14 protein-coding genes are annotated in these 23,453 nt (G+C 39.2%); 3 read left to right on the forward strand and 11 right to left on the reverse strand.

The features are described from left to right. Positions 1 to 105: 105 nt before the first annotated feature. The 6 genes from CRI9333_RS00130 to CRI9333_RS00160 form a co-directional block, all read right to left on the reverse strand. Complete coding sequence (locus CRI9333_RS00130; protein WP_015201175.1) at positions 106 to 876, reverse strand: hypothetical protein; 771 nt, start codon at positions 874 to 876, stop codon at positions 106 to 108. Between the two features lie 54 nt (positions 877 to 930). Continuing rightward, positions 931 to 2,148 carry a PEP-CTERM sorting domain-containing protein gene (locus CRI9333_RS25365; protein ID WP_015201176.1) on the reverse strand — a complete coding sequence of 406 codons (1,218 nt, stop codon included), beginning with the start codon at positions 2,146 to 2,148 and terminating at the stop codon, positions 931 to 933. A gap of 1,110 nt (positions 2,149 to 3,258) precedes the next feature. After that, on the reverse strand, positions 3,259 to 4,713 hold the full coding sequence (locus CRI9333_RS00145; RefSeq protein ID WP_015201178.1) for a methyl-accepting chemotaxis protein: 1,455 nt from the start codon (positions 4,711 to 4,713) through the stop codon (positions 3,259 to 3,261). Positions 4,714 to 4,800: 87 nt separating this feature from the next. Beyond that, complete coding sequence (locus tag CRI9333_RS00150) at positions 4,801 to 5,907, reverse strand: chemotaxis protein CheW (protein ID WP_015201179.1); 1,107 nt, start codon at positions 5,905 to 5,907, stop codon at positions 4,801 to 4,803. A gap of 163 nt (positions 5,908 to 6,070) precedes the next feature. Then, positions 6,071 to 7,684, reverse strand: coding sequence for a CheR family methyltransferase (locus tag CRI9333_RS00155; RefSeq protein WP_015201180.1), 1,614 nt, complete (start codon positions 7,682 to 7,684; stop codon positions 6,071 to 6,073). 134 nt (positions 7,685 to 7,818) lie between these two features. Then, a complete protein-coding gene (locus tag CRI9333_RS00160; protein WP_015201181.1) occupies positions 7,819 to 10,740 on the reverse strand; it encodes a PAS domain-containing protein in 2,922 nt (973 codons plus the stop codon). An 876-nt stretch (positions 10,741 to 11,616) separates the two neighbouring features. On the opposite strand from CRI9333_RS00160, the gene CRI9333_RS00165 reads away from it, so the two are divergent. Together CRI9333_RS00165 and CRI9333_RS00170 are read left to right on the forward strand one after the other, a co-directional pair. Then, positions 11,617 to 12,012, forward strand: coding sequence for a response regulator (locus CRI9333_RS00165; RefSeq protein ID WP_015201182.1), 396 nt, complete (start codon positions 11,617 to 11,619; stop codon positions 12,010 to 12,012). A 33-nt stretch (positions 12,013 to 12,045) separates the two neighbouring features. Continuing rightward, entirely contained in the window at positions 12,046 to 12,918 is an 873-nt protein-coding gene (locus CRI9333_RS00170; RefSeq protein ID WP_041225802.1) for an ATP adenylyltransferase family protein, read from the forward strand. A 153-nt stretch (positions 12,919 to 13,071) separates the two neighbouring features. Here the strand turns inward: CRI9333_RS00170 and CRI9333_RS00175 are convergent, their stop codons facing one another. The 5 genes from CRI9333_RS00175 to CRI9333_RS00195 form a co-directional block, all read right to left on the reverse strand. Next, on the reverse strand, positions 13,072 to 14,430 hold the full coding sequence (locus CRI9333_RS00175; protein ID WP_015201184.1) for a (Fe-S)-binding protein: 1,359 nt from the start codon (positions 14,428 to 14,430) through the stop codon (positions 13,072 to 13,074). Between the two features lie 140 nt (positions 14,431 to 14,570). Then, positions 14,571 to 15,866 (reverse strand): FAD-binding oxidoreductase, encoded by a 1,296-nt coding sequence (locus tag CRI9333_RS00180; RefSeq protein ID WP_015201185.1) that lies wholly within the window; start codon positions 15,864 to 15,866, stop codon positions 14,571 to 14,573. A gap of 30 nt (positions 15,867 to 15,896) precedes the next feature. Next, positions 15,897 to 18,254, reverse strand: a complete 2,358-nt coding sequence (locus CRI9333_RS24530) for a diguanylate cyclase domain-containing protein (RefSeq protein ID WP_015201186.1) — start codon at positions 18,252 to 18,254, stop codon at positions 15,897 to 15,899. A gap of 277 nt (positions 18,255 to 18,531) precedes the next feature. Next, the gene (locus CRI9333_RS00190; protein ID WP_015201187.1) at positions 18,532 to 18,924 is read right to left on the reverse strand and encodes a hypothetical protein; all 393 of its coding nucleotides are present in this window, start codon (positions 18,922 to 18,924) and stop codon (positions 18,532 to 18,534) included. An 84-nt stretch (positions 18,925 to 19,008) separates the two neighbouring features. Next, positions 19,009 to 19,683: a Uma2 family endonuclease gene (locus CRI9333_RS00195; protein WP_015201188.1), complete on the reverse strand. Its 675-nt coding sequence runs from the start codon at positions 19,681 to 19,683 to the stop codon at positions 19,009 to 19,011. A 102-nt stretch (positions 19,684 to 19,785) separates the two neighbouring features. On the opposite strand from CRI9333_RS00195, the gene metH reads away from it, so the two are divergent. Then, positions 19,786 to 23,430 (forward strand): methionine synthase, encoded by a 3,645-nt coding sequence (gene metH, locus CRI9333_RS00200; protein ID WP_015201189.1) that lies wholly within the window; start codon positions 19,786 to 19,788, stop codon positions 23,428 to 23,430. Positions 23,431 to 23,453: the final 23 nt, after the last annotated feature.

Here is a 23,453-nt window from a genome sequence, read left to right on the forward strand (position 1 = left end):
AAGTATTGCTTGAAATTATATATCTTACTTTTTTAAACTCTGCACGGGCATCAACTGCTAACCGTATGAGCGATAGCAATCCATGACCGCGTGCAGCATAAAACTTTACCAAAGTGATCGAACTGGTTTACGGACTTTAGGAGGTTTGATAGGTTCCGGTTCTCCACCTCCAATACGCGTCGGTGGCTCTGGCACGAATGCCGGAGGGGTTATAGTTACAGGGGGTTGGATGGTTTTTCCGAAGCATAATTTTGTAGCACCAATGCCCTGAAAAGACGTTACCATTAAGCGAACTCCATCAGCCAAGCCCATACGCGCAGATACTGCGGGCGCTACTGTTGTAGTTATCATTTTACCATCGTCTAATTCCATCGTTACTTGAGAGCCAGAAACTTCTCTAACAGTACCTTCAACCGTTTCTGCTACTTCTGCGGGTTGTACTTCTTGCACTATTTGGTTTTCATCTACTGAAAGCTTAACAAAGGCTCCTTTAGCGATATTGGGTGAATTTAGTAAATTAGGATTAAACTCAAAATTTTTCGAGGTGCCATCACCTAATCTCATTTCCATATTAGTTCCGTTATAGGCACTAATGATACCAGAAACATTTTGCTTTACACTAGCTGAGGTTACACTCGGTGCTTGACTCGGTGCTTGACTCGGTGTTTGGCTCGGTGCTTGACTAATATGTGTTCCTTCTTTAAGGGCTATTAACGTCTCTGTTTCAGGCGACCCAACCTCCGTATTTGCATAATTTGAGGAGATCCCTTGCAATGATCTCTGAGATGAGTTAGCTAGTACTGGAGATGTAGATAACCCGTAAAATACTAGCGACAGTATTGTGGTTGTGAATAAAGTTGTTGTTTTCGCGTACATGGCTTCATGGCTCCGATAGAAAAATTGAAGTAGAACGAATTAAATTTATAGACTTTAATCCGGCGGAATTTCTCTGATAGTTTTAGCTGCCTTTCTTGAAGAAATTTTGGCGTATTTCCTCTTCATCAAAATTCCTAGACCTATAGCTACTACCCCGCCCAGAGTTGTTGAAGGTTCGGGAACGGCTGCTATGGGAGTTTCTGGCGGAGTTCCTGGCGGAGTTCCTGGTGGAGTTTCTGGCGGAGTTCCTGGTGGAGTTCCTGGTGGAGTTCCTGGCGGAGTTCCTGGCGGAGTTCCTGGCGGAGTTCCTGGCGGAGTTCCTGGTGGAGTTACTGGCGGAGTTACTGGCGGAGTTCCTGGCGGAGTTCCGTTCGGAGTTACTGGCGTAGTTCCGTTCGGAGTTCCTGGCGTAGTTCCGTTCGGAGTTACTGGCGTAGTTCCGTTCGGAGTTCCTGGCGGAGTTCCTGGCGGAGTTACTGGCGTAGTTCCGTTCGGAGTTACTGGCGTAGTTCCGTTCGGAGTTACTGGCGTAGTTCCTGGGGGGGTTTCTGCTCGCGAGCCTGATCTGATTAGTGCTAGCAAAGGAACCGCTCCTAGCAAAGGCGCTAAACCTAGTCCCCCGCCCCCTGCTGCTGCTATTAGTGGTGGAACGAATCCACCGCCTATATTGCCCGTAGGTGGTACTACACCTCCCACTTCACATAAAACTTCTCCACCTCCTACGTCGCAAGTATCAGATCCAAATCCTACTTCACATAAGCCTTGGGGCGCTTGGCTAATAGCGTTAGGAAATTGGCTATTTAGTAGCTGGTCTAATTTAAGTAAGTTTCCATCTACAGACGATTTAGGATTAGACGCTTTTAAGCCCTTAAGCTTTTGGCTCTTGGGAACGGGTGAAACTGCCTTGACAAAACTTGCCCCCTGACTAGGAGCCGAAGTTTCTCTACAATCCTTAGCCAAACCTGTCGCTAGAGTCGTTGCTATGCCGTTAGTACAACCTTGTAGCAAGGGATTCTCTGCGACAAGGGGTGAAGTTGGCTTGATAAAGCTTTCCCTTCTGCTAGAAGGCAAAGTTTTTGTACAATTATTACCGATCGTTATAGATTCTGTCGATGCCAAACTTGCAGCGAGAGTTGGCGCTATGCCGTTACTACAAACTTCTAGCAAGAGAGTGCCTGCGACAATTTGTAAACTTAAGCGTCTATTGTTGCTATTCTTAATCTTAGATTTTTTTTCCTGAATCAAAAGAAGATTTGGATTTATTTTCAGCATATAAAATTAAAACCATCTGAGGGTTTATTTAGGTTGAAAAAACTGACAAGTAAAGCTTTGTTTTTTATTTTGTTTGTTTTATTTAATCATACAACAATCTTAATAATTAAAATAATAAAATCTTGAAATTATATATATCTATTAAAAGAAATAATTTATATTAAAAACTTATTAGAATTATTCACTATCTATAAAATAGCAATGCCAGCAGCACTATACAATGCCAAGGTCAGATGACAGCATAGACTTAGTAACCTTCCAAAATTTTAGAATTGTTTTACTTAGCTAACTATCAGCATATCTCAATATTTAGTATTTCTTTAGTTGGTTGATTAGTTTACCAACTGTAATTCACCCTGTTAACTTACAGTAGCATGATTTGGCAATTTCTTCAAGAATCTAAAGCTAAATTACGCCTTTTGACTTATCTTGTAAAACCCCCTCCGGTTGGTAGATGATCGCTAGTTCTAGATAAGCTGAAATTAAGTCAGGAGCTAAATAGATATTTTTTTTTAGAGCACCTTAGCTTCGGCAATATTACCCAATATATAGTGGGGAATTATATTCCGTGAATCTACTGATCAAGCTTGTTTACAATATTGTTTAGCTTGCGCGTAGAATTAAGACTCTTTCTGATGACTGTCTTTGAGTCTGTCCTTCATTAACTTTCCATAATCCACACGCTAGTAAATGTATTATTGCCAAGGATGTCGATATGTTTACTCAAACGTAAATTGCCATTAGTATCACCTAGCCCTAGAGCTAATACAATGCCACCCATGAGCAGGAATGAGCCAAGCAGTCTGCAAACCCATTTTTTGAAACATCTCAATTTGACTCCTTTCAAAAAAAATCCCTAAAATTTAACACAAACCTCATACAGCCTGCTTGCTTATCATTAAATTTTAGTTTTACTTGAGATATATTACCTCAGCAAATATACTTAATTCGCTGAGCATGAGAGGGGTAGAGGGGCAGAGGGGCGGAGGGGTAGATGGGTAGATGGGTAGATGGGTGGAGGGGCAGAGGGGCGGAGGGGCAGAGGAGAAATTTCCCGAATTTTTCCTCTTTTCTACGGATATCAACTATTTTTAGTTACTAAATAGTAATTTAAACAATAGCTTTAAGATCTTGGGCTGCTTCGTTAAGCTTTTGAGTACCCACTTTTGTTTGAGTGATTCCAACAGCAGTTTCTTTTGCCCCTTGGTTGAGGTTATTCATTGCGCTGACTACTTGTTGAATGGCGATCGCTTGTTGTTTGATATTTAAAGAAATTTGTTGATTGCTCAAAACCACGTTATTTACGGCATTTGCGACACCAGCGAAAGACTCCGCAGTTTTTTGAGTAATTTGCATACTTTCTTGCACGGTTTTCGTGCCTTGATCTGTCACCATCACAGTTGCATTAATCGCGTGTTGAATATCACTAACTAAAACATTAATTTTCTCTGCTGACTTCTTACTTTGATCTGCAAGTTTGCGAATTTCTGCTGCTACTACCGCAAAACCTTTACCTTGATCTCCTGCACGCACTGCTTCAACAGCAGCATTTAAAGCTAACATATTAGTTTGATTAGCTAGATCGCTCACTAAATTGGAAATATTGCCAATTTGATTAGTTTGTTCGCTTAAACGTACAATTTCTTGCGCGATCGCAGTTACTCTTTCTTTTAATTCTGTCATTCCTTGTAAAGTGCGGTCTACTGCTTCGTTGCCATTTTCTGTCAACCCTAACGCCTGTCGTGCTGCCATCACTGCTGACTCAGCTTGATCCGCAGATTGTTGTGAAGACGCGCCCAACTCATCCATCGTGGTAGTAGTTTCATTAACCGATGTAGCTTGCTGAGTGCTAATGCGTTCCTGTTGTTCTACGGTTGAGGCAATTTGATTAGAAGAAGATGCGATCGCATTTACCGCTTGCGAGATTTTTTTAGTAATTCCCGATGATATCGCAAACGCCGAAATTAATGCTACAGAAATCCCTAATAAAGAACCTACTGCCACTAACAATAATAAAAAGTTTAAATTAGCTTCTGCTTTTGCTGTAGCTGCATTTAAAATTTCACGTTCCTTATTATTAAAAGCAGCATTAGTTTCTTCAAATTCTTTAATGACATTATATCCTTCTCTCTTTCGCAATATCTCAATAGCTTCTTTTTGCTTACCTTGATTAACTAAATTAATTAACTTATTAGCAAATTCATCATACTCCTTACCTAAACTTATCATTCTTTCCAAACGCTGTTTTTGTTCAGGATTTTCTATGTTTTTACTAATGATTTCAGCACGTTCATTAAAATATTTTAAATTATTTTGATAGTCACTTAAGAAACCTGCATCTTTATTTAAAGCAATATATCCCCGTGTATCTCTTGCCATTTTTGCCAGCCCAAAACCCATTTGGGAGCCACTTTCTACAGTATTAAGAGACATTTTAGTTTGTTTAAATGCTTCTGCTGCCTTATTGGCACTTGAAAATGTCGGAATAGTTAATCCCACAAATAATAATATTGGTACAGAATATCCTAATAACATCCTGTTTCTTAGCTTTAAATTTGTAAACATCTCTTATTTTCCTTTTATATAATTAAAATTTGTGTGATTTATTTGATAACTAAATAGGCGGGTTACTCACCCGCCGAACAAAATTTATTACACTTCTTCATCCACAGTTAATCCGCCCTTAGTCAAGATTTTAGGTAAATCTAAAACTCCCATCATTTTTTCGCGATAAGGTGCAGTACCTCGAAGATATTCATCATTAATTGAATGTACTGCTGCTGGTACTGGCATCATCTCAGTAGGATTAAGATACATCACATCAAATACTTCATCTACTGTCACACCTGCTACTAAATCTTCCATCCGTACAACCATTACTTTAGATGCTTCGTTAGTACCAGCAATGGGCAGATTTAATACTCCACGTACATCAACTAATGTGACAATCTCTCCCCGCAAGTTAATATTACCCACAATATGAGGAGGACAGCAGGGAACAGGGGTAATTTTACTAATATCAGTAAACTCCCGGACGGTATCAAGATCTAATCCAAAATATTCGCCGTTTAAACCAATAACAGCTAAGGGTATTAATCCCGCAAAATCTTCGTTTTCGGTTGCGCGTCTTAAATTTTCTGCCCGTTCCCGAAAAGTTGCTCTTTCTTCTGGTGTCGCATGAGGGCAAAATATGCGAGTATTGCTACCATTGTAAGTACGTTCTAGTAGCAAAGCCGCTGCCGCTTGGCTATTTGCTGAAATTTCTCCATCACCATCATCACTATCAGAATTTATCAACTTTGAGTATTCAATCAAAGTTTGGTGATTGATTAACATCACCAAATCTTCATCTACTTGTGCGACACCGTTAATAAACTTACCGGATGTTACTATCCCAGGCTGAGAGCCATTTTTACTTAACATTCCTCGTCGATAGGAAAGATTAGTAGTAATCTCATTAGCGGCAATATTTCGTACTTCGTGGACTTGATTAACAATTACTCCGACTTGAAATTCTTCGGAATTAAGTACGACGATACTATCAGTTAACTGGTAATCCTGCGGTTGTTGTCCTAAGCGGATATACAAATCCATTACAGGTAATATCTCGCCCCGCAGATTCAGTACTCCTACAATATCACGGGGCGCTTCAGCAACAGGAGTTAATTCCGGTAAATAGAATATTTCCTTAACTACAGATGCTTCAATTCCATAGATGGAATTGTTTAGACTACAAATAATAAAATCTTGAGCTTCCATATATCTATTAAATAGAAGGGGTAATCCTTAAAACATCTTTATAGTAAAAATTATTAAACATCTTAAGTGCAGCCATCTCCGCAACGCTACATAACGCCAAGGATAGACTTAGTGGTTTTCTAAATAATTTAGAATTGTTCTACCCGACTAACTATCGGCATACTTAAATATTTAATAATTCTTCTAGTTGGTTGATTAATTCAGCAACGGTAATTTCACCCTGTGGTTCTACCGTAGCGTTAGTAGGCAATTTTTTCAAGAAATCTAAGGCAACATTACGCATTTTGACACATCTTGTAATATCTCCTTCTTGTTGGTAAATACTTGCTAGTTCTAAATACGCAGAAATAGAGTCAGGAGCTAAATAGATGATTCTTTTTAAGATCACCTTGGCTTCTGTAATATTACTTTGTTCTTCAGCAATATTAGCCAATATATAGTGAGGCATTATATTACGTGAATCTACGGATAAAGCTTGCTCACAATATTTTTTAGCTTGCGGGTATTTACCTAAATCTGCGTATACTTTAGCTAGCAGATAGTAAATATTGAAATTATTAGGGTATTGAGCTAATATTTCTTCTAATTCACTAATTGCTTTTAAATAATTTTTGTTTTTAACTAAAACTTGAACTTGCTCAATAATAGTATCAACGGTTACTTGGGAAATAGTGCGATCGCTATTATTGCCTGCTTGAAGATCAACAACTTTAGGTTGATTAATATTTGGAATATTACTAATATTTGGCTGAAGCTTCTGAGTAGGATACTTATTATAATCAGACTTAATCTGGGACAATGAATTATTTCCTAACTTAGTATCATTGTTAGCAAATAAATCTAATTTTTGAGGACTGTTAATATTATTAAAGCTATCACTGTTAGAACGATTAACCTCTTTAACTTGAGAGGAAGTTACTACATGATCTCGGCGTTGATACACAACTGATTCAGGGAAAACCTGAGATTTTAATAAGTTTAAACCTTGACCATAAAGTTCAGCATGACCAGTAATTAGATATCCTGTCAAGTTCAAACTTTTGGCAAACTTGTTTAATACAACTCCAATGCTATTAGAGTCAAAATATACAAAAACATTTCGACAAATTATTAAATCCATATCATAAATACTATTATTATTAGGATATGAATTTTTGACCAAATTTCCATATTCAAAGTTTACCATCGACCGGATTTTAACATCGAGCTTCCAATCACCTTTCCAAGGAGAAAAATATCGTTTTTGAACTTCTGGATTTACCTGACGAAATGACCAGGAGGTAAAAATACCATGTTTAGCTTTCTCCAAAGCATTTAAATTTATATCAGTACCAATAAGATAAAGGTTCCAGCTTTCCCAGTCAGGAATTAGCTGTGTGAGCATAATAGCTAAGGAATATGGCTCTTCACCAGTTGAGCAACCAGCACTCCAAATCCGTAAAGTAGGTTTGGATTCACCATTTAAAACTTGTTTTTTCCTTTTCTGCTCAATCAATTCTGGAATTAATTTATTTCGCAATAATGAAAACTGTCCTTCATCTCGAAAAAAGTAAGTTTCAGTAGTTGTTAACAGTAAAGCTAATTGTCGCCACTCATGATAACTCTGCTCATTTTCAGCATTTAGTAGCTGATAATAAGCTTCTGCGTTAAGTAGCTTCAATGCTTTAACTCGAAATTCAATTTTATGCCCTAAACTAATTTGATCCTGCTGACGAATTTGCCAACCAGCTTGAGTAACAAGCAATTGTAGAAAACGTTGTAATAAATTATCATTCATATTTTAAAGATAGAGAGGGGAGAGGAGAGGGGAAATTTTATCTAGTTCTCAGGTCTAAATTACTATTCTCAGGTTGAATCTGAGAATAAGGCTGGAAACAGGTACAACTTAGGCTAAAATTTATAATTAAAATATTAATTTTGGTTTAAAGGAATTTCGATCACAAATGCTGCTCCTTTTCCTAATTCTGACTCACATCTTAAAATTCCATGATGTTTTTCAATAATTTGATAGCTGATTGATAGCCCTAAACCAGTTCCCTTACCTACAGGTTTAGTAGTAAAAAACGGATCAAACAAACGTTTTAATACATCTGGGGGCATTCCTGAGCCATTATCAGCAATGCGAATAATCACGGTTTTACCATCATCAGACATTTCTGTACGAATGCGAATTGTCGGTTGGGGTGGTTTAACTTCGCTAGTTTCTAAGGCATCAATGCCATTGCTAATAATATTCATAAATACTTGATTAAGCTGACTAGGATAGCAGTCAACTAAAGGCAATTTTCCGTACTCTTTAATTATTTCAACTCCCCGATAGTTAGCATTTGCTTTCAAACGGTTGTGCAGAATTAATAAAGTACTGTCAATTCCTTCATGTATATCAACTGGTTTCATGTCAGCTTCATCTAAGCGGGAGAAGTTCCGCAAAGATAAGACAATTTGACGAATGCGGTCAGCCCCTACTTGCATTGAGCTTAGTAGTTTTGGTAAATCATCAATCAGAAAATCTAGGTCAACTTCTTCTGCTTGGTCTTCAATTTCTGGATCGGGGTTAGGATAATGCTTACGATACAGTTCGATTAAATCTAGCAAATCACGGATGTAGGTACTGGTGTGAGTAAGATTACCTGTAATGAAGTTGACAGGGTTATTAATTTCGTGGGCAATACCAGCGACCATTTGACCCAAACCGGACATTTTTTCACTTTGAATTAAACGCGATTCTGTTTGCTTGAGTTCGTTCATTGCTTGCTCAAGCTGGCTAGTTTGGCTTTGAGCGGCTAGGGCAGCAGCGCGACTTTGGGCGTATACTTCTGCTTGGTCAATAGCGATCGCAACTTGGTCTACTACAGCTTGTAGTAAATCTACTTCATTATCACTCCAAGGTCGTTGACCATTGCCATGAGTACAAATAATAGCTCCTCTTTGACCAGCATGAGGAGTTTCTAACGGTAGCAATAGTGCTGAAGTTATACCCAAATTACTTAGTAAGGCTTTGGCTTCAGCATCCAGGTTAGTGTCATCAGCAACATCATCAACCCGCATAACCTGAAGGTTTTGAATTTTATGGGCTAATGGAGCAAGTTTTTGTGGCATAGCTTCTGCTAATTTACTCCGCAAAGTGGGACTTGCTTTAGCTTCGTGAGTCACCATCAAGCTAGGCTGAGTAGGATGGGAGAAAAACCACAAATATTGGCATAAGTCTATTTGTAATAAACTGCGAATCTCATTAACCGCCGTACCTAAAATAGTATCGAGGTCTAAAGATTTGCGAATTTGACTTGCTAACCTAAACAGTAAAGCTTCTCGCCGTGATGATAATGCTTCTCTTGCCCAAAAACGGTCAATTGCCACGCCAAAAGCGTGAGCCATCCAACCCAACATATCAATTACGGCTTCGTTAAAGTTTTGCTGCATAACTACAGCAATTACACCTACCAGTTTTTCTTCCACAATTAAAGGAGCACTGGCTAAATAAATATCAGGTATTACTAAACAACTTTCTGCTACTTCACCGTTATATACACGACTTTCCAACCCTCCCTTAAACCGTTGACCGCTATCTTGGGTCAGATAAATTTGCTGCGTTTGAGCTACAAAACCCACCATTGAACCTTCTAGGGGGATGCGGGGATGAGAGGATATTTGACGACCAGCAACCCAATTGCCGATTTCCTCTTGACCAGCGTAGGCTTGCAAGTCTAGGGTGTTTGAGCCTGGGTTATATGTCCAGATACCAACAAATTCTGCTTCTAAGTGCTGCACCATTGCTTCGCTGCAACGATGCAGAGTTTCAGTTAAGGTTGTCCCACCTTGTCCCAAGGTAGCACCAACTTCAGCCTCTAAGGTAGATATGCGCGATCGCTCTAGTAAAGATTCCTCAGATTTTTTCGCAATTGTAATATCACGGAAGTAGACAGATAAACCGTCTTTATAAGGATAAACTCGCACCTCTAACCAAGCTTCTAATTCTGTATAAAATGCTTCAAAGTGAACTGTTACATTCCTTGTAACTGCTCGATGTAATTCTCGATCAAATTTAGAATTAATTAATTCTGGGAATTCTTCCCAAATAGACTTTCCTATTAATTCTTCTTTAGTTTTAAATAATAATTGCTCGGCATGAGAATTTAAATAACTAAACCGCCACTGATGATCCAACACATAAAAAGCATCTGTAATTCCTTCTAATATATTGGCAGTTCGGTTGCGTTCTGCTTCAGCTTCAGCCCGTGCTGCTTGCTCTCGCTGCAACAGTTGTACGCGCTCCTCTTCTGCCCGTTTGCGTTCAGTTATATCTGTTTGAATACCAATAAAATATAATAAATTTTCTTGGTCTGAAAATACAGGAGATATTTTTAATTCATTCCAAAATGGTTGACCATCTTTACGATAGTTCAGCAGCGTTACTTGTACAGGTTCTTTTTTAGAAATAGCCTCACGAATCAATTCAATTGCTTGGGGATCTGTTTCCTTTCCTTGTAAACAACGGCAATTTTCACCTAAAATATCCTGGGCTGTATACCCAGTAATTTTAGTAAACGCCGGATTTATGTAGATAATCGGATTGTTGGGTTGATGAGGGTCAGTAATTATAATGCCATCAGAAACCGAGATTACAGCTTGCCCTAGCTGCAAGTTTTCTCCAGCAGCTTGACGCAGTACCTCTTCATACCGCTCACGTTCAGCGACTTCATCTAGCTCAGAGGCTTGACTATCTTCGCCCTTAACTGTCTCGCTATAGTTAGGAAAGAACATTCTTAAACCTGGTTCTGCAAGTAAGTTATCTAAATTTTCCTCTCTGCGTCGCTCATCTCCGTAAGATACCATCAAGTTAATTTCCATTTAAGTATGGCAATTTTTAATATACAAAATTAATGAGACTAAGTGTTGATAAGTAATATTTCCAATTATCCGACCAATTTCAGTACTGAATTTTGGTGCTATGTCTAGTTTACAAAAAATACCAGTTCAGCACTTAATTATATATTTTTCCAGTACCGAGTTAAATAAAAAGCAAACTTGTCTGGGTAGGATACGATTTGATATATTAGCGCCCCTGCTATCTCCAAGCTGAACTGAACATTTTTTGCATCTACAAAAAAATGTAATAATTTAACTAACTTGAGTAGCACTCTAGATTAATTAAATGGCTGTAAGCAAGTTTTTATTTTAATTATCAGCCAATTTTTCGCTTTACAACTCAAAGTATTAGTAATAAATACTTAGCTAAGGAGAGTAATTGGCGATCGCTGAAATTTACTTGCTGTCCCTGATATAAAAAATGCCCAAAGCTTTAAGCCTGCCAACATCTAGCTTTTAATTTTTAATAATAAAACTTCCGCAGAAAGCTTTTGTGACCATCTTGGTTACACTGCCTAATTCTACATATTATAACACAATTTACCACAAATAAATGTAGTGTGGGCAAGATGCCCGCGAGACATTAACTTAAATTAATACAATTGTTTAAATAATGAGTTTCTTGTCAATAAATTATGTATATAATTTGCTTAAGCGGCTAGTCTATTTACCTAAAGATAAAGTTTTACAACGTATCGCTAAGATGTCATTAGGTAAATAAATATAAGTGAGCGTTAATTTCTAATCTAATCAGGGAACTATTTTAGAGAGTAGTTTTAAGCACACAGCAATAAAAACACTTGTGTCAATAATCCTGCAATTTAATCTAAGAGTGAGGTAAAAATGTCTGCAAGTGTAAGTACTACACAGACAATCTTGGCAGTCGATGACAGCACAGTTATGCAAGAAATGATTAAACGGGCGCTAAAAGGCGAGTATCGAGTTTTAGTTGCTGATAATGCTGTAGATGCCTTGGCTTTGATTTACCACCAGCCGATATCAGTTTTGCTACTAGATGTTTCCATGCCAGGGGTTGATGGTTTGGAACTTTGTCGCACGTTGCGTAGCTTGCCTCAATTTAGCGAGTTACCAATTGTCATGCTTACTGCCAGAGATGGCGCGTTTGATAGGGTGCAAGGACGACTTGCAGGCGCGACGGAGTACCTGACTAAACCTTTTGATGCTGAACAACTGCGTCAAGTAGTGAAAAATTTTATCACTTCGAGTTGTTCTAGTTGAGTTTTTACTCAATTTAAAAATAATCTCTATAAAATTAAGCATTTGTGGCATAAAGTACTACAACAAACCGAATACGCGCACTCCAAAGGCGCACTCCAGCCAATTTCAACAAATTATGAATTTGTGGAAGAAAGTGGCATTCGTTTCTTGGTGCGGGTTGTATCCAATCTTGAGCGCAAACATCAAGCAAAACAGCAGAATGCTAATGTGATTAAGGGTAAGGATTTTAATCCGTTTTTACCTTATGAGCAAGATTTATTTGTCACAGATATTTCTGATACGCATATCTGTTTATTGAACAAGTTTAATATAGTAGATCATCATCTGTTGCTAGTTACACGACAGTTTGAGGAGCAGGAAAGCTTACTTACACAGCAAGATTTTGAGGCAATGTGGATAACGCTTGCTGAAATTGATGGTTTAGTCTTTTATAATTCTGGACAAGCTGCGGGTGCGAGTCAAAGACACAAGCATTTACAAATAATTCCCCTCCCACTTACTCCAGAGGGTGCGAGTATTCCGATTGAAGTTGCATTGAAATCAATTGAGTTTAAAGATGGTGTGGGTAGAATACCTAGTTTTCAATTTAAGCACGCGATCGCACAACTCGATCCTACTTGGGTAAACTCACCATTACAAGGGGCATCAGCAACACTTGATTGCTATCACACTTTGCTCAGTTATCTTAATTTACCTGTTAACTCTAAACCTGCACCCTATAATCTATTAGCTACACGGGAATGGATGATGATTATAGCGCGATCGCAAGAACGTTTTCAATCAATTTCGATCAATTCTTTAGGTTTCGCAGGTGCGCTGCTAGTCCGCAACGAGGAACAATTGCAGCTTGTTAAAGAACTTAGTCCACTGACAATATTAAAAAATGTTGCCGTAACTGAGGAGTGATGTTTTTACCGCAGATGAAAACAGATAAACGCAGATATTTTTTATAGATTAATTATTTTTCCGATAGGCTTTAAGTAGCTCGACATAAAAAAAGATAACACATACACAAACTCCCCCTCCCCTTAATAAGGGGAGGGGGCTGGGGGTGGGGTTTTACATATCTAATTTTACCCCTCTAATAGAATAATCCAACAACACCATTGGATGTATAACTGCCATTTCCTTACCTTGCTCTTCCAAATGCTTATTAATCTGCAAAGTACAACCAGGATTAGCAGAAGCTATTAAATCAGCGCCAGTATTCAATAAATTAGTAACTTTTTGCTGACCTAATTCATCAGATATTTCTGGTTGTAGCATATTATAAACCCCCGCACTACCGCAACACAAAGCAGCGTCAATAGGTTCGCTAAGTTGCACACCTGGAATTTGTCGCAATAATTGACGAGGTTGGACACTAATCTTTTGTCCATGTAATAAATGACAAGCATCTTGATAAACAATAGTCAACTTATCATCTGTCAAAGGTGAGAGATTTGTAGTTAAACGCACTTCCGATAAAAACTCTTGAGCATCTTTCACCTTGCTGGCAAACTTAGCTGCTTTTTCTGCATAATCTGGGTCATCTGCTAAAAGATGACCGTATTCTTTCAAAGTGTGACCACAACCAGCAGCATTAATGATAATCGCATTAACGCCAGTACCTTCAAAACTATCAATCATTTTACGAGCAAGTTCTTTTGCTTGTTCCTCTTGTCCTTGGTGATGAGGTAAAGCAGCACAGCAACCTTGGGTTTTAGGTATAACTACTTCAAAACCATTCGCTGTTAATACCCGTACAGTTGCTTCATTAACAGTAGGAAAGAACAGCCTTTGCACACAACCTAAAATTACCCCAACGCGATCGCGTTTTTCTCCTTGTGCTGGTATAATCTCTGGTAAAGGTTCGTGAAAAGCATCCAAAGATAATTCTGGCAGATTTGATTCCATCGCCGCCAAATGCGTAGAAACTCGCTTCAGTAAACCTGTATTACGCACAAGTTTTTGCAACCCAGACTTTTGATATAAAAACAAAGGCGCTAACAAAATGCGTAAGCGTTCTGGATAAGGAAATAAAGAAAAAATTACTTGTCTATATAATCTTTCTATTGGTGTACGAGTATGATTACGTTCAATTTGGGGACGGGTAGCAGAAATCAACTTATCGTACTGCACACCAGAGGGACAAGTAGTTACGCAAGCAAGACAACCCAAGCAAGTATCAAAATGCTGTACAGTCGTTGGCGACAGAGGAATTGTACCCTCATTAACAGCATCCATCAAATAAATCCGACCTCTAGGCGAATCCGTTTCTTTACCAAGTACGCGATAACTCGGACAAGTAGAAAGACAGAAACCACAGTGAACGCAACTATCTATCAGTTTAGGGTCAGGAGGATGGTTAACATCAAAAGTCGGTAGAGGGTCTAAATTTTGAGACTCAGAATTAGACGTTGGGGATAATGCTGACATAAAATAAAAATTTCCTAATATATTTTAAAACTATCAACAGCCCTAGCATAGCGAAATAAGTAGGTTGGGTAGAACGAAGTGAAACCCAACATCGACAAGTGCTTGTGTTGGGTTGCGCTACGCTTAACCCAACCTACAAATTATTTTTCACCAACAAAACGACCAGGATTAAGCAGATTTTTGGGATCAAATTGTTGTTTAATTTTAACCATTAAATCTAGCGCGTTGCCTTTATAACCCCAAACATCTAGTTTTTCTTTAACTGTCGCTGGTGCTTCCAAGATACTCAAAAAGCCAGCTTTACTTTCGCAAAAACTACGGATTTGGGGAATCATTTCTGGTTTTTCCAACCGCAATATCCCTAAACCGCTAGTGGCGTGAATTACGCCCATTGCTGAAGAGGATGCAATCTCATCGCCGAGAAGTGCTACTGCTTCAGAGGGCTTTACTCCTATTTTGCAGATTATGTCCGATGATTGTGTGGGTAACCACAGGTTTTCCTGTAATTTTTTCCATAAATTAGCTTCCTCATCATCTGAATAAGTGAGGTAATGTAAACCCAGATGTTCTCCAACTTCTATAAGCCTAGCTGATTGTTGTTGAATACTCTCTGCTACGCTTTGGAAGCGAACTATTAAACCCATCCCTTTGCCGATACTCAATTGACTTACTAGCTGACGGGAAATTAAATCTATAGCTGTGGGGGTAAGTGCGGAAGCTAACAAAGTTTTACTAGCAGTTGCAATTGCTTCCTTATCCCCAGTTAATACCACTGTTGCAGAAGCTTTGGGTAAAGGATAAACTCGCAGGGTAACTTGAGAAATAATTCCTAGTGTTCCATAAGAACCTGTGAACAACTTCATTAAGTCGTAACCAGCAACATTTTTAACGACTCGCCCACCAGCTTTAGCAATTTCACCATCTGCGCGTATAAAGGTAAGCCCTAATATCATATCCCTGACACCGCCATAACGTTGTCGCCAGGAACCAGCATCAGCAGTGGCAATGATGCCACCAATAGTTGCATCTTCAGGATAAGCTGGGTCGAGTGCAATAAATTGATTAGCAGCAGCTAAGATATTTTGCACTTCAGCGAATTTCATCCCAGCTTCTACAGTAACGGTTAAATCGCCAACTGCGTGTTCAATTAAATGGTTAAGGCGTGAGGTACTAATGACAAGCTGAGTTTTTGTACTTTTCCCCCAACCGAGTTTTGTGCCAGTGCCACAAACAATAATTTGCTCGTTGTTACGATAGGCGTAAGCCATTGCTTGTGCTAGTTCACTTTCGCTTTGGGGATATAGTATGTAGCTAGGTGTTTGATGGGGAGGGAATGCTGGAGTTAGGCGTTTTTGCCAATAAGAGTCTAAGTTATCCCAATTATAAATACTTGTATCTGAGTTAAATATTGTTTCGAGTGTTTGTGCGATCGCCATTGTTAATATTCTCCTTTAATATCAGCTAATTTACGAAACTAATTTAAAAATAATGCGATCGCGCCCTTCTGATTTTGCCTGATATAATGCTTTATCAGCAGCAGCCAGCAACATTTCCGGGGAATAACTAAAGTCTGGAATTATAGTCGATACCCCTAAACTGAGGGTAACTAAATTACCCATCGGGGATTTTTCATGGGGAATTTGCAATAATTTTACTCTAAAATGAATTTCATCTGCTAAGTGTTTAGCACCTACCGAATCTGTATTGGGCAGAACAATCACAAATTCTTCTCCTCCATAACGCGCTACTAAATCTGCTGGACGTTTAACGGTAAGACGAATAGCCCCAGCTACCCGTTGCAAGCATTCATCACCTGCTTGATGCCCATAAGTATCATTGTAAATCTTAAAAAAATCTACATCGCAAATAATTAAAGACAAGGGTAATTGTTCCCGTGCCAAACGTCTCCATTCTAATTGCAGAGTTTCGTCAAAACAACGACGATTAGCTACTCTTGTTAAACCGTCTGTATTAGCTAAACCTTGCAATTCTTGATTAGCTATCTGTAATTCTTCATAAAGTTGTGCTTGTTGAATTGCGATTCCAACTTGGGTAGCTAATTGTTGGATTAAATCTATCTCTAACTGTTGCCACTGACGATAGTTAGAACATTGATGTACTGCCAGTAAACCCCATAAATCTTCCCCTCGCAAAATCGGTACAATTAAGTCAGATTTAATCTTAAGACTATTAAATATTTTTACTTCACTTTCCTTTAATTCAGAATTATTCACATCATTTATTATTTTAAATTGACCTTGTTTATATAAAGGGAAATGGCTTCCTACACAAAAAAAATCTAGGGTATAATTTCCTAACAAAGAAATACAGTCATCAGCTATAGATTCTACAACTACAACGCCGTCACATTCTCCTTCAAAACTATAAATAATTACTCGATCAGCTTGAAGAAATTGCCGCACTTCTGCTACAGTAGTATTAAGAATTAATTTTAAATTTAATGACTGGCGGATACGTTGAGCAATTGTCCCCATCAGTCTTTCTTTAGCTATTTGATTTTTTAAGGCTTGTTCGGCAATTTTTCTTTCAGTAATATCGCGCAGAATAACTGTAAAGATTAGTTCATCGCCTGCTAATGATTCAGAAATAGATGCTTCAGCCGGAAACTCAGTACCATCTCGCCGCCGACCAAAAATTTCGCGGTATCCGCCTATTTTTCTAGCAGATTGTAAACTAGGATTTGGTTGATTATACTGACAAGATGCTCCTATTAAAGTTTCCGATAGTAATAAATCCAAAGTATTATTTAAAATTTCTCCAGAAGTATATCCAAAAATTTGCTCTGCACCTTGGTTAAAAATCTGAATCAATCCTCTTTCATCCACACAGATAATTGCTTCGTCTGCACTATCTAAAATTCCAGCTAAACGTGCTTGAGATACCCGCAATGCAGTTTCTATTTGTTGACGTTCAATAATTTCATAATGTAATTGTTCGTTAGCTTTTTGGAGGTCAGTTGTACGTACTTCTACAACTTTTTGCAATGCTTCTAGTGCTGCATAAGTTTCCATCGGATCAAGAATTTGTACCATACTTGTCTGCGTAACAATTCCGAGCAATTTTCCTATATCGTCAACAACAACTAAGCGTCGAATACGATATTGCCGCATTTTTTCATGGGCTGCCCAGAGAGAGTTTTGGGGATGAATTGGTACTAATGGGGAACTCATCACAATTTCTGCTAGAGTTTGCATTAAATCAACTCCTAATGCCCGAAGTTGGACAATATCACGTTCTGTAACAATGCCAACAGGACGGGAATTATCTGTATCTTGGGTAACAATTACAACGCAACTTACATGATTACTAGACATAAGTTGCGTTAGATGTATAACTGATGTTGTTAAGGAAGCTTGAATAACTTGTTTAGACATTACCTCCGAGACAGTTCTCAACTTCAGTAAGTCTGCGGGTTGTAGAACTTCACGCATACTTTCGTGAGAAAGTATTCCAACTAAGCACTGCTTTTCATCTACAAGAGGTATATGACGAATGTGGTATTGACGTAGCAAAGAAATTACAGCCAGGATATCTTGCGCCTGAGATTCTGGCAGAGTAATAATGTTAGTTGTCATTACAGATGCGATCGCAACTTCTTCTAAAGCTATTCCTGCTGCCGTTACTCTCACTACATCCCTTTCTGTAAAAATGCCGATTAACTGCTGCTGTTCAACAACTAAAACGCAGCTAGCGCGTCCTTGGCTCATCAGCATTACTACATGAAGTGCTGGCGTTTCACGGGTAACTGTTAGCGGGTGGCGATCAATAGCTCTGTCGAGAGGAAAAGCCGAGGTTGTAACCATTGGTAGGAACGTTAAATTTTAATAGTTTGAATACCGCTAACTACAAACTTATATAGATGTATATTAGACTTCTTGCAAAAATCATTTCTTGGGTTTCAGAATTTTAATTAACCGCAGATAAACGCAGATGAAATCCAAAATTTATCGACTTATGCAGTAGGTTTATTAAAAATGAGCATGGGGAAAACTCAATAAATTATCTAAGCTCCCCATATCTCAGCGTTCCCATACTTAATCTGCTAATTCCCAGCAAAAAAGGATTTCTCAGTATGTAACTCTAAAATTTCAGTCCAACTTGCCCGTTAATACCTCTAATAGAATTGTAACCAACTCCAACAAAGACGTTATCGGAACCAGTTCCTACTTGGACACCACCAGAGTAAGCAACACTTTCCTTACCAGAATAGAGTCCTACTCCTACATAAGGTGCAACAACTGGTAAATTAATAAATTTGAGAACATCTACACCCGTCGCACCGTCGCGCCCAGTTCCGAGTTCAACACCTAAACCGATAAACTTTGCCCCAACAGCATAGGTGACATCGCTATCTTGTACACCCACAGATACCCAAGGTTGCGGGATGAGTTGAGCTTGGGCTTGAGTTGCTGCAAATAATGCTAATAAAGGTAGTGATGAAATAAAGGCTTTGTAAATCATGCTTGTTTTCACTGTCTAACACTCCTGCTTATGAATAGACCACAACAAATATGGTAAGCTGACTCAAGCAGAAGGTGCGATCGCAACTAATGTTCCTCAACCTGTAGCAGAACTGGATAATATTTCTCTAATACGTTGTCTAAATAAGCGCACAGCCGTTCTTTGTCCTACTGTATTGCTTTGTTCAATCAAACCTGGAATCTCTGCTAGTGGTAAAATAGGAAAAGCTAGAGAGCGATCGCACTCCTGATACTTCCCCTCCATCAGTTGATATACTTGCAAAGTCTGCTGACTATATCGCCACAGTTCAGGAACTCCCAACGCAGCATAAATATCAAACTTCTTGACCGAAGAATTGGTATAATCCGATTCAATAGCTAAATCAAGCGGTGGGTCTTCCGGTAAGGAAATACTTTTTCCTCTAACTAAAGCTTCATTTTGAATATAAAAGCAACTATCTGGCTCAATAGCACGGCTCAAGTCTTCTCTTTCCAGAGTTAAAGCACCAAGTTTGCGGACTTCAATTTCTAACTCATCGGCTATAGCTTCAATAAAACTCTCTATGAGTCCTTTAGGTTCTTCATGTTCTGTAAGTGGCATTCTAAGTTCTAACACTCCTTTGTCATAAACAAATCTCCAAGCACGGTTATCTCCCACATCTGTTATCAAAGCCTTAAAAGTTGACCAACTAACCTTTTGTAAAACAAATGTACTGTTTGGTGTAACTTGTGATAAGGGGGGAGGAGATGCTGCCATTGTTTGCAAATTCATAATTTCGACTTCTCCCAAAAGCGATAAGTTGGCACAATAAAATAGATAAAGTTAAAAATTTGAGATCTCTGTATTTAATCTGTCTCTATCCTACATTTCCCTATGAATAGCCTCTTCCTGCAACGCCTCCACAGTCCAGAACACCCTGTTATCGTCTTTGATGGCGCAATGGGGACTAACTTACAAACCCAAAACCTTACGGCTGCTGACTTTGGCGGGGCAGAATATGAGGGATGTAATGAATATCTAATACACACCAACCCAGAAGCTGTAGCTAAAGTACATCGCGACTTCTTGGCGGTTGGTGCAGATGTGATTGAAACTGATACGTTTGGCGCTACTTCGATAGTACTAGCTGAATATAATCTCCAAGACCAAACTTATTACTTAAATAAAGCAGCCGCAGAATTAGCAAAACGGGTAGCGGCTGAGTTTTCCACCCCAGAAAAACCCCGATTTGTTGCAGGTTCCATAGGTCCAACTACCAAGTTACCAACATTGGGGCATATTGATTTTGACACGATGGCAGCTAATGTTGCTGAACAAGCAGATGCGCTGTATGACGGCGGGGTGGATTTATTTCTTGTGGAAACTTGTCAGGATGTGCTGCAAATTAAAGCAGCATTAAACGGTTTAGAGGAAGTCTTTGCGAAAAAGGGTGAGCGCATCCCCATCATGGTATCGGTAACGATGGAAGCTACTGGCACAATGCTAGTCGGTTCTGATATTAGTGCGGTTGTATCAATTTTAGAGCCTTATCAAATTGATATTTTAGGTTTAAATTGTGCCACTGGTCCCGACCGGATGGCTGAACACATAAAATATCTAAGTGCAAATTCACCTTTTGTCGTTTCCTGTATTCCTAATGCTGGTTTACCAGAAAACGTAGGCGGACAAGCGCATTATCGGTTAACGCCGATGGAATTACGCATGGCGCTAATGCACTTTGTGGAAGATTTAGGTGTACAGATAATTGGCGGTTGTTGCGGTACTCGCCCTGGACATATTGAACAATTAGCAGAAATTTCTAAGAGTTTGAAGCCGAAAGAACGTCCCGTTAGAGGTGCAGGGGAACCCCACCCCCAACCCCTCCCCGTTGACGGGGAGGGGGGTAAGAGGAATGGGGGAGCAGGGGAAGCTCGTCCAGCATTACAATATACTCCAGCAGCAGCTTCTATTTATAGCGCCCAACCCTATGAGCAAGATAATTCTTTCTTAATTGTTGGTGAAAGATTAAATGCTAGTGGTTCTAAAAAGTGCCGCGACTTACTAAATGCTGAAGATTGGGATGGGTTAGTATCTTTAGCGCGGGAACAAGTACGGGAAGGGGCGCACATCCTCGACGTTAACGTTGATTATGTGGGGCGCGATGGTGTGCGAGATATGCGCGAATTAGTCTCGCGCTTGGTGACAAATGTTACTTTACCTTTAATGCTTGACTCCACAGAATGGGAAAAGATGGAGGCGGGGTTAAAGGTTGCTGGTGGTAAGTGTTTACTAAACTCCACTAACTATGAAGATGGGGAACCGCGTTTTTATAAGGTTTTGGAAATAGCCAAGAAATATGGCGCGGGTATTGTTGTTGGTACGATTGATGAAGATGGGATGGCGCGGACGGCGGATAGGAAATTTGCGATCGCACAACGCGCCTATCGTGCTGCTGTAGAATATGGTATCCCCGCCCACGAAATCTTTTTTGACCCCTTAGCCTTACCGATTTCTACTGGTATTGAAGAAGACAGGGCAAATGGTAAAGCAACAATTGATGCTATCCGTAGAATACGTCAAGAATTACCTAAATGTCATGTTATTTTAGGCGTTTCTAACGTTTCTTTTGGTTTAAATCCGGCTGCGCGTCAAGTGCTAAATTCTATGTTCTTGAATTTAGCAATGGAAGCAGGAATGGATGCCGCTATTGTTAGCCCCAATAAGATTTTACCTTTAGCTAAGATTGAGCCAGAGCATCAGGAAGTTTGCCGTAAGTTAATTTTTGATGAGCGTGAGTTTGATGGTGACATTTGCGTTTATGATCCGCTAGGGCAACTAACTGATTTATTTCAAGGAAAAACAACAAAACGCGATCGCACTGGTGATGTAAACTTACCAGTAGAAGAACGTCTCACCCGTCATATTATCGACGGCGAACGCATTGGTTTAGAGGAACAACTGGCAAAAGCTTTAGAAAAATATCCACCTCTAGAAATTATCAACACTTTCTTGCTTAATGGCATGAAAGTTGTCGGTGAGTTGTTTGGTTCAGGACAAATGCAACTGCCATTTGTATTGCAATCAGCCGAAACCATGAAATCCGCAGTGGCTTATCTAGAGCCATTCATGGAAAAGAAAGATGCTGGTAATAATGCTAAAGGTACTGTAATCATTGCAACAGTAAAAGGTGATGTTCACGACATTGGTAAAAACCTTGTAGATATCATTCTTTCTAATAATGGATATCGGGTAATTAACCTTGGTATTAAACAGCCAGTTGATAATATTCTAGATGCCTACGAACAGCATAAAGCTGATTGTATTGCTATGAGTGGATTACTGGTAAAATCCACCGCCTTTATGAAGGATAACTTAGAAGTATTCAACGAGCGAGGGATTACAGTACCAGTAATTTTAGGTGGTGCTGCACTTACTCCCAAATTTGTCAATGAAGATTGCCAGAAAACTTATAAAGGTAAGGTAGTCTACGGGAAAGATGCTTTTTCTGACTTGCATTTCATGGATAAATTAATGCCAGCGAAAGCAGCAGAAAAATGGGATGATCTTAAAGGATTCCTAGATGAAGTAGACGAAACTTCTCAGGCATCAACTAATGGTCATAAACAAGAAGCAGTTGAAAAAGCAGAAAGTAAACCAGCAGAACCAGCCATAATTGATACGCGACGTTCTGAAGCTGTGGATGTTGATATTGAACGCCCAACACCGCCTTTCTGGGGTACTAAAATATTCACGCCAGAAGATATTTCATTAGAGGAAATTTTTACTTATTTAGATTTGCAAGCTTTAATTGCTGGACAGTGGCAATTCCGCAAACCTAAAGAACAATCACGGGAAGAATACGATCAATTCTTAGCAGAGAAAGTTTATCCAATTTTAGAACAGTGGAAGCAGCGAATTATTGCAGAAAACTTGTTGCATCCGCAGGTTGTTTATGGATATTTTCCATGTAATGCTGAAGGTAACTCTCTGCACGTTTATAACCCAGAAAACATCAACGGAAAAGATGCGAACAACTTAGAAAAGTTAGCTCAATTTGATTTTCCACGCCAAAAATCCTTACGACGTTTGTGCATTGCAGATTTCTTTGCACCAGTGGAATCAGGAAAAGTTGATGTGTTCCCGATGCAAGCTGTAACTGTTGGGGATATTGCTACGGAGTTTGGTCAAAAGTTGTTTGCAAACAACCAATATACAGATTATCTCTACTTTCATGGGTTAGCAGTACAAACGGCGGAAGCTTTGGCTGAGTGGACTCATGCACGTATTCGCCAAGAGTTAGGATTTGGTAGTGAGGAACCAGATAATATTCGGGATATGTTAGCGCAACGTTATCGCGGTTCTCGTTATAGTTTTGGTTATCCTGCTTGTCCGAATATGCAAGATCAGTATAAGCAGTTAGATTTGTTGGGGGCAAACCGCATTAATCTGCACATGGATGAAAGCGAACAATTGTATCCCGAACAATCGACAACTGCGATTATTACTTATCACCCAGTTGCAAAATACTTTAGTGCTTAATATAAGTGGGTGGGTAATACCAC

The organism is Crinalium epipsammum PCC 9333, from assembly GCF_000317495.1.
GTDB lineage: Bacteria > Cyanobacteriota > Cyanobacteriia > Cyanobacteriales > PCC-9333 > Crinalium > Crinalium epipsammum.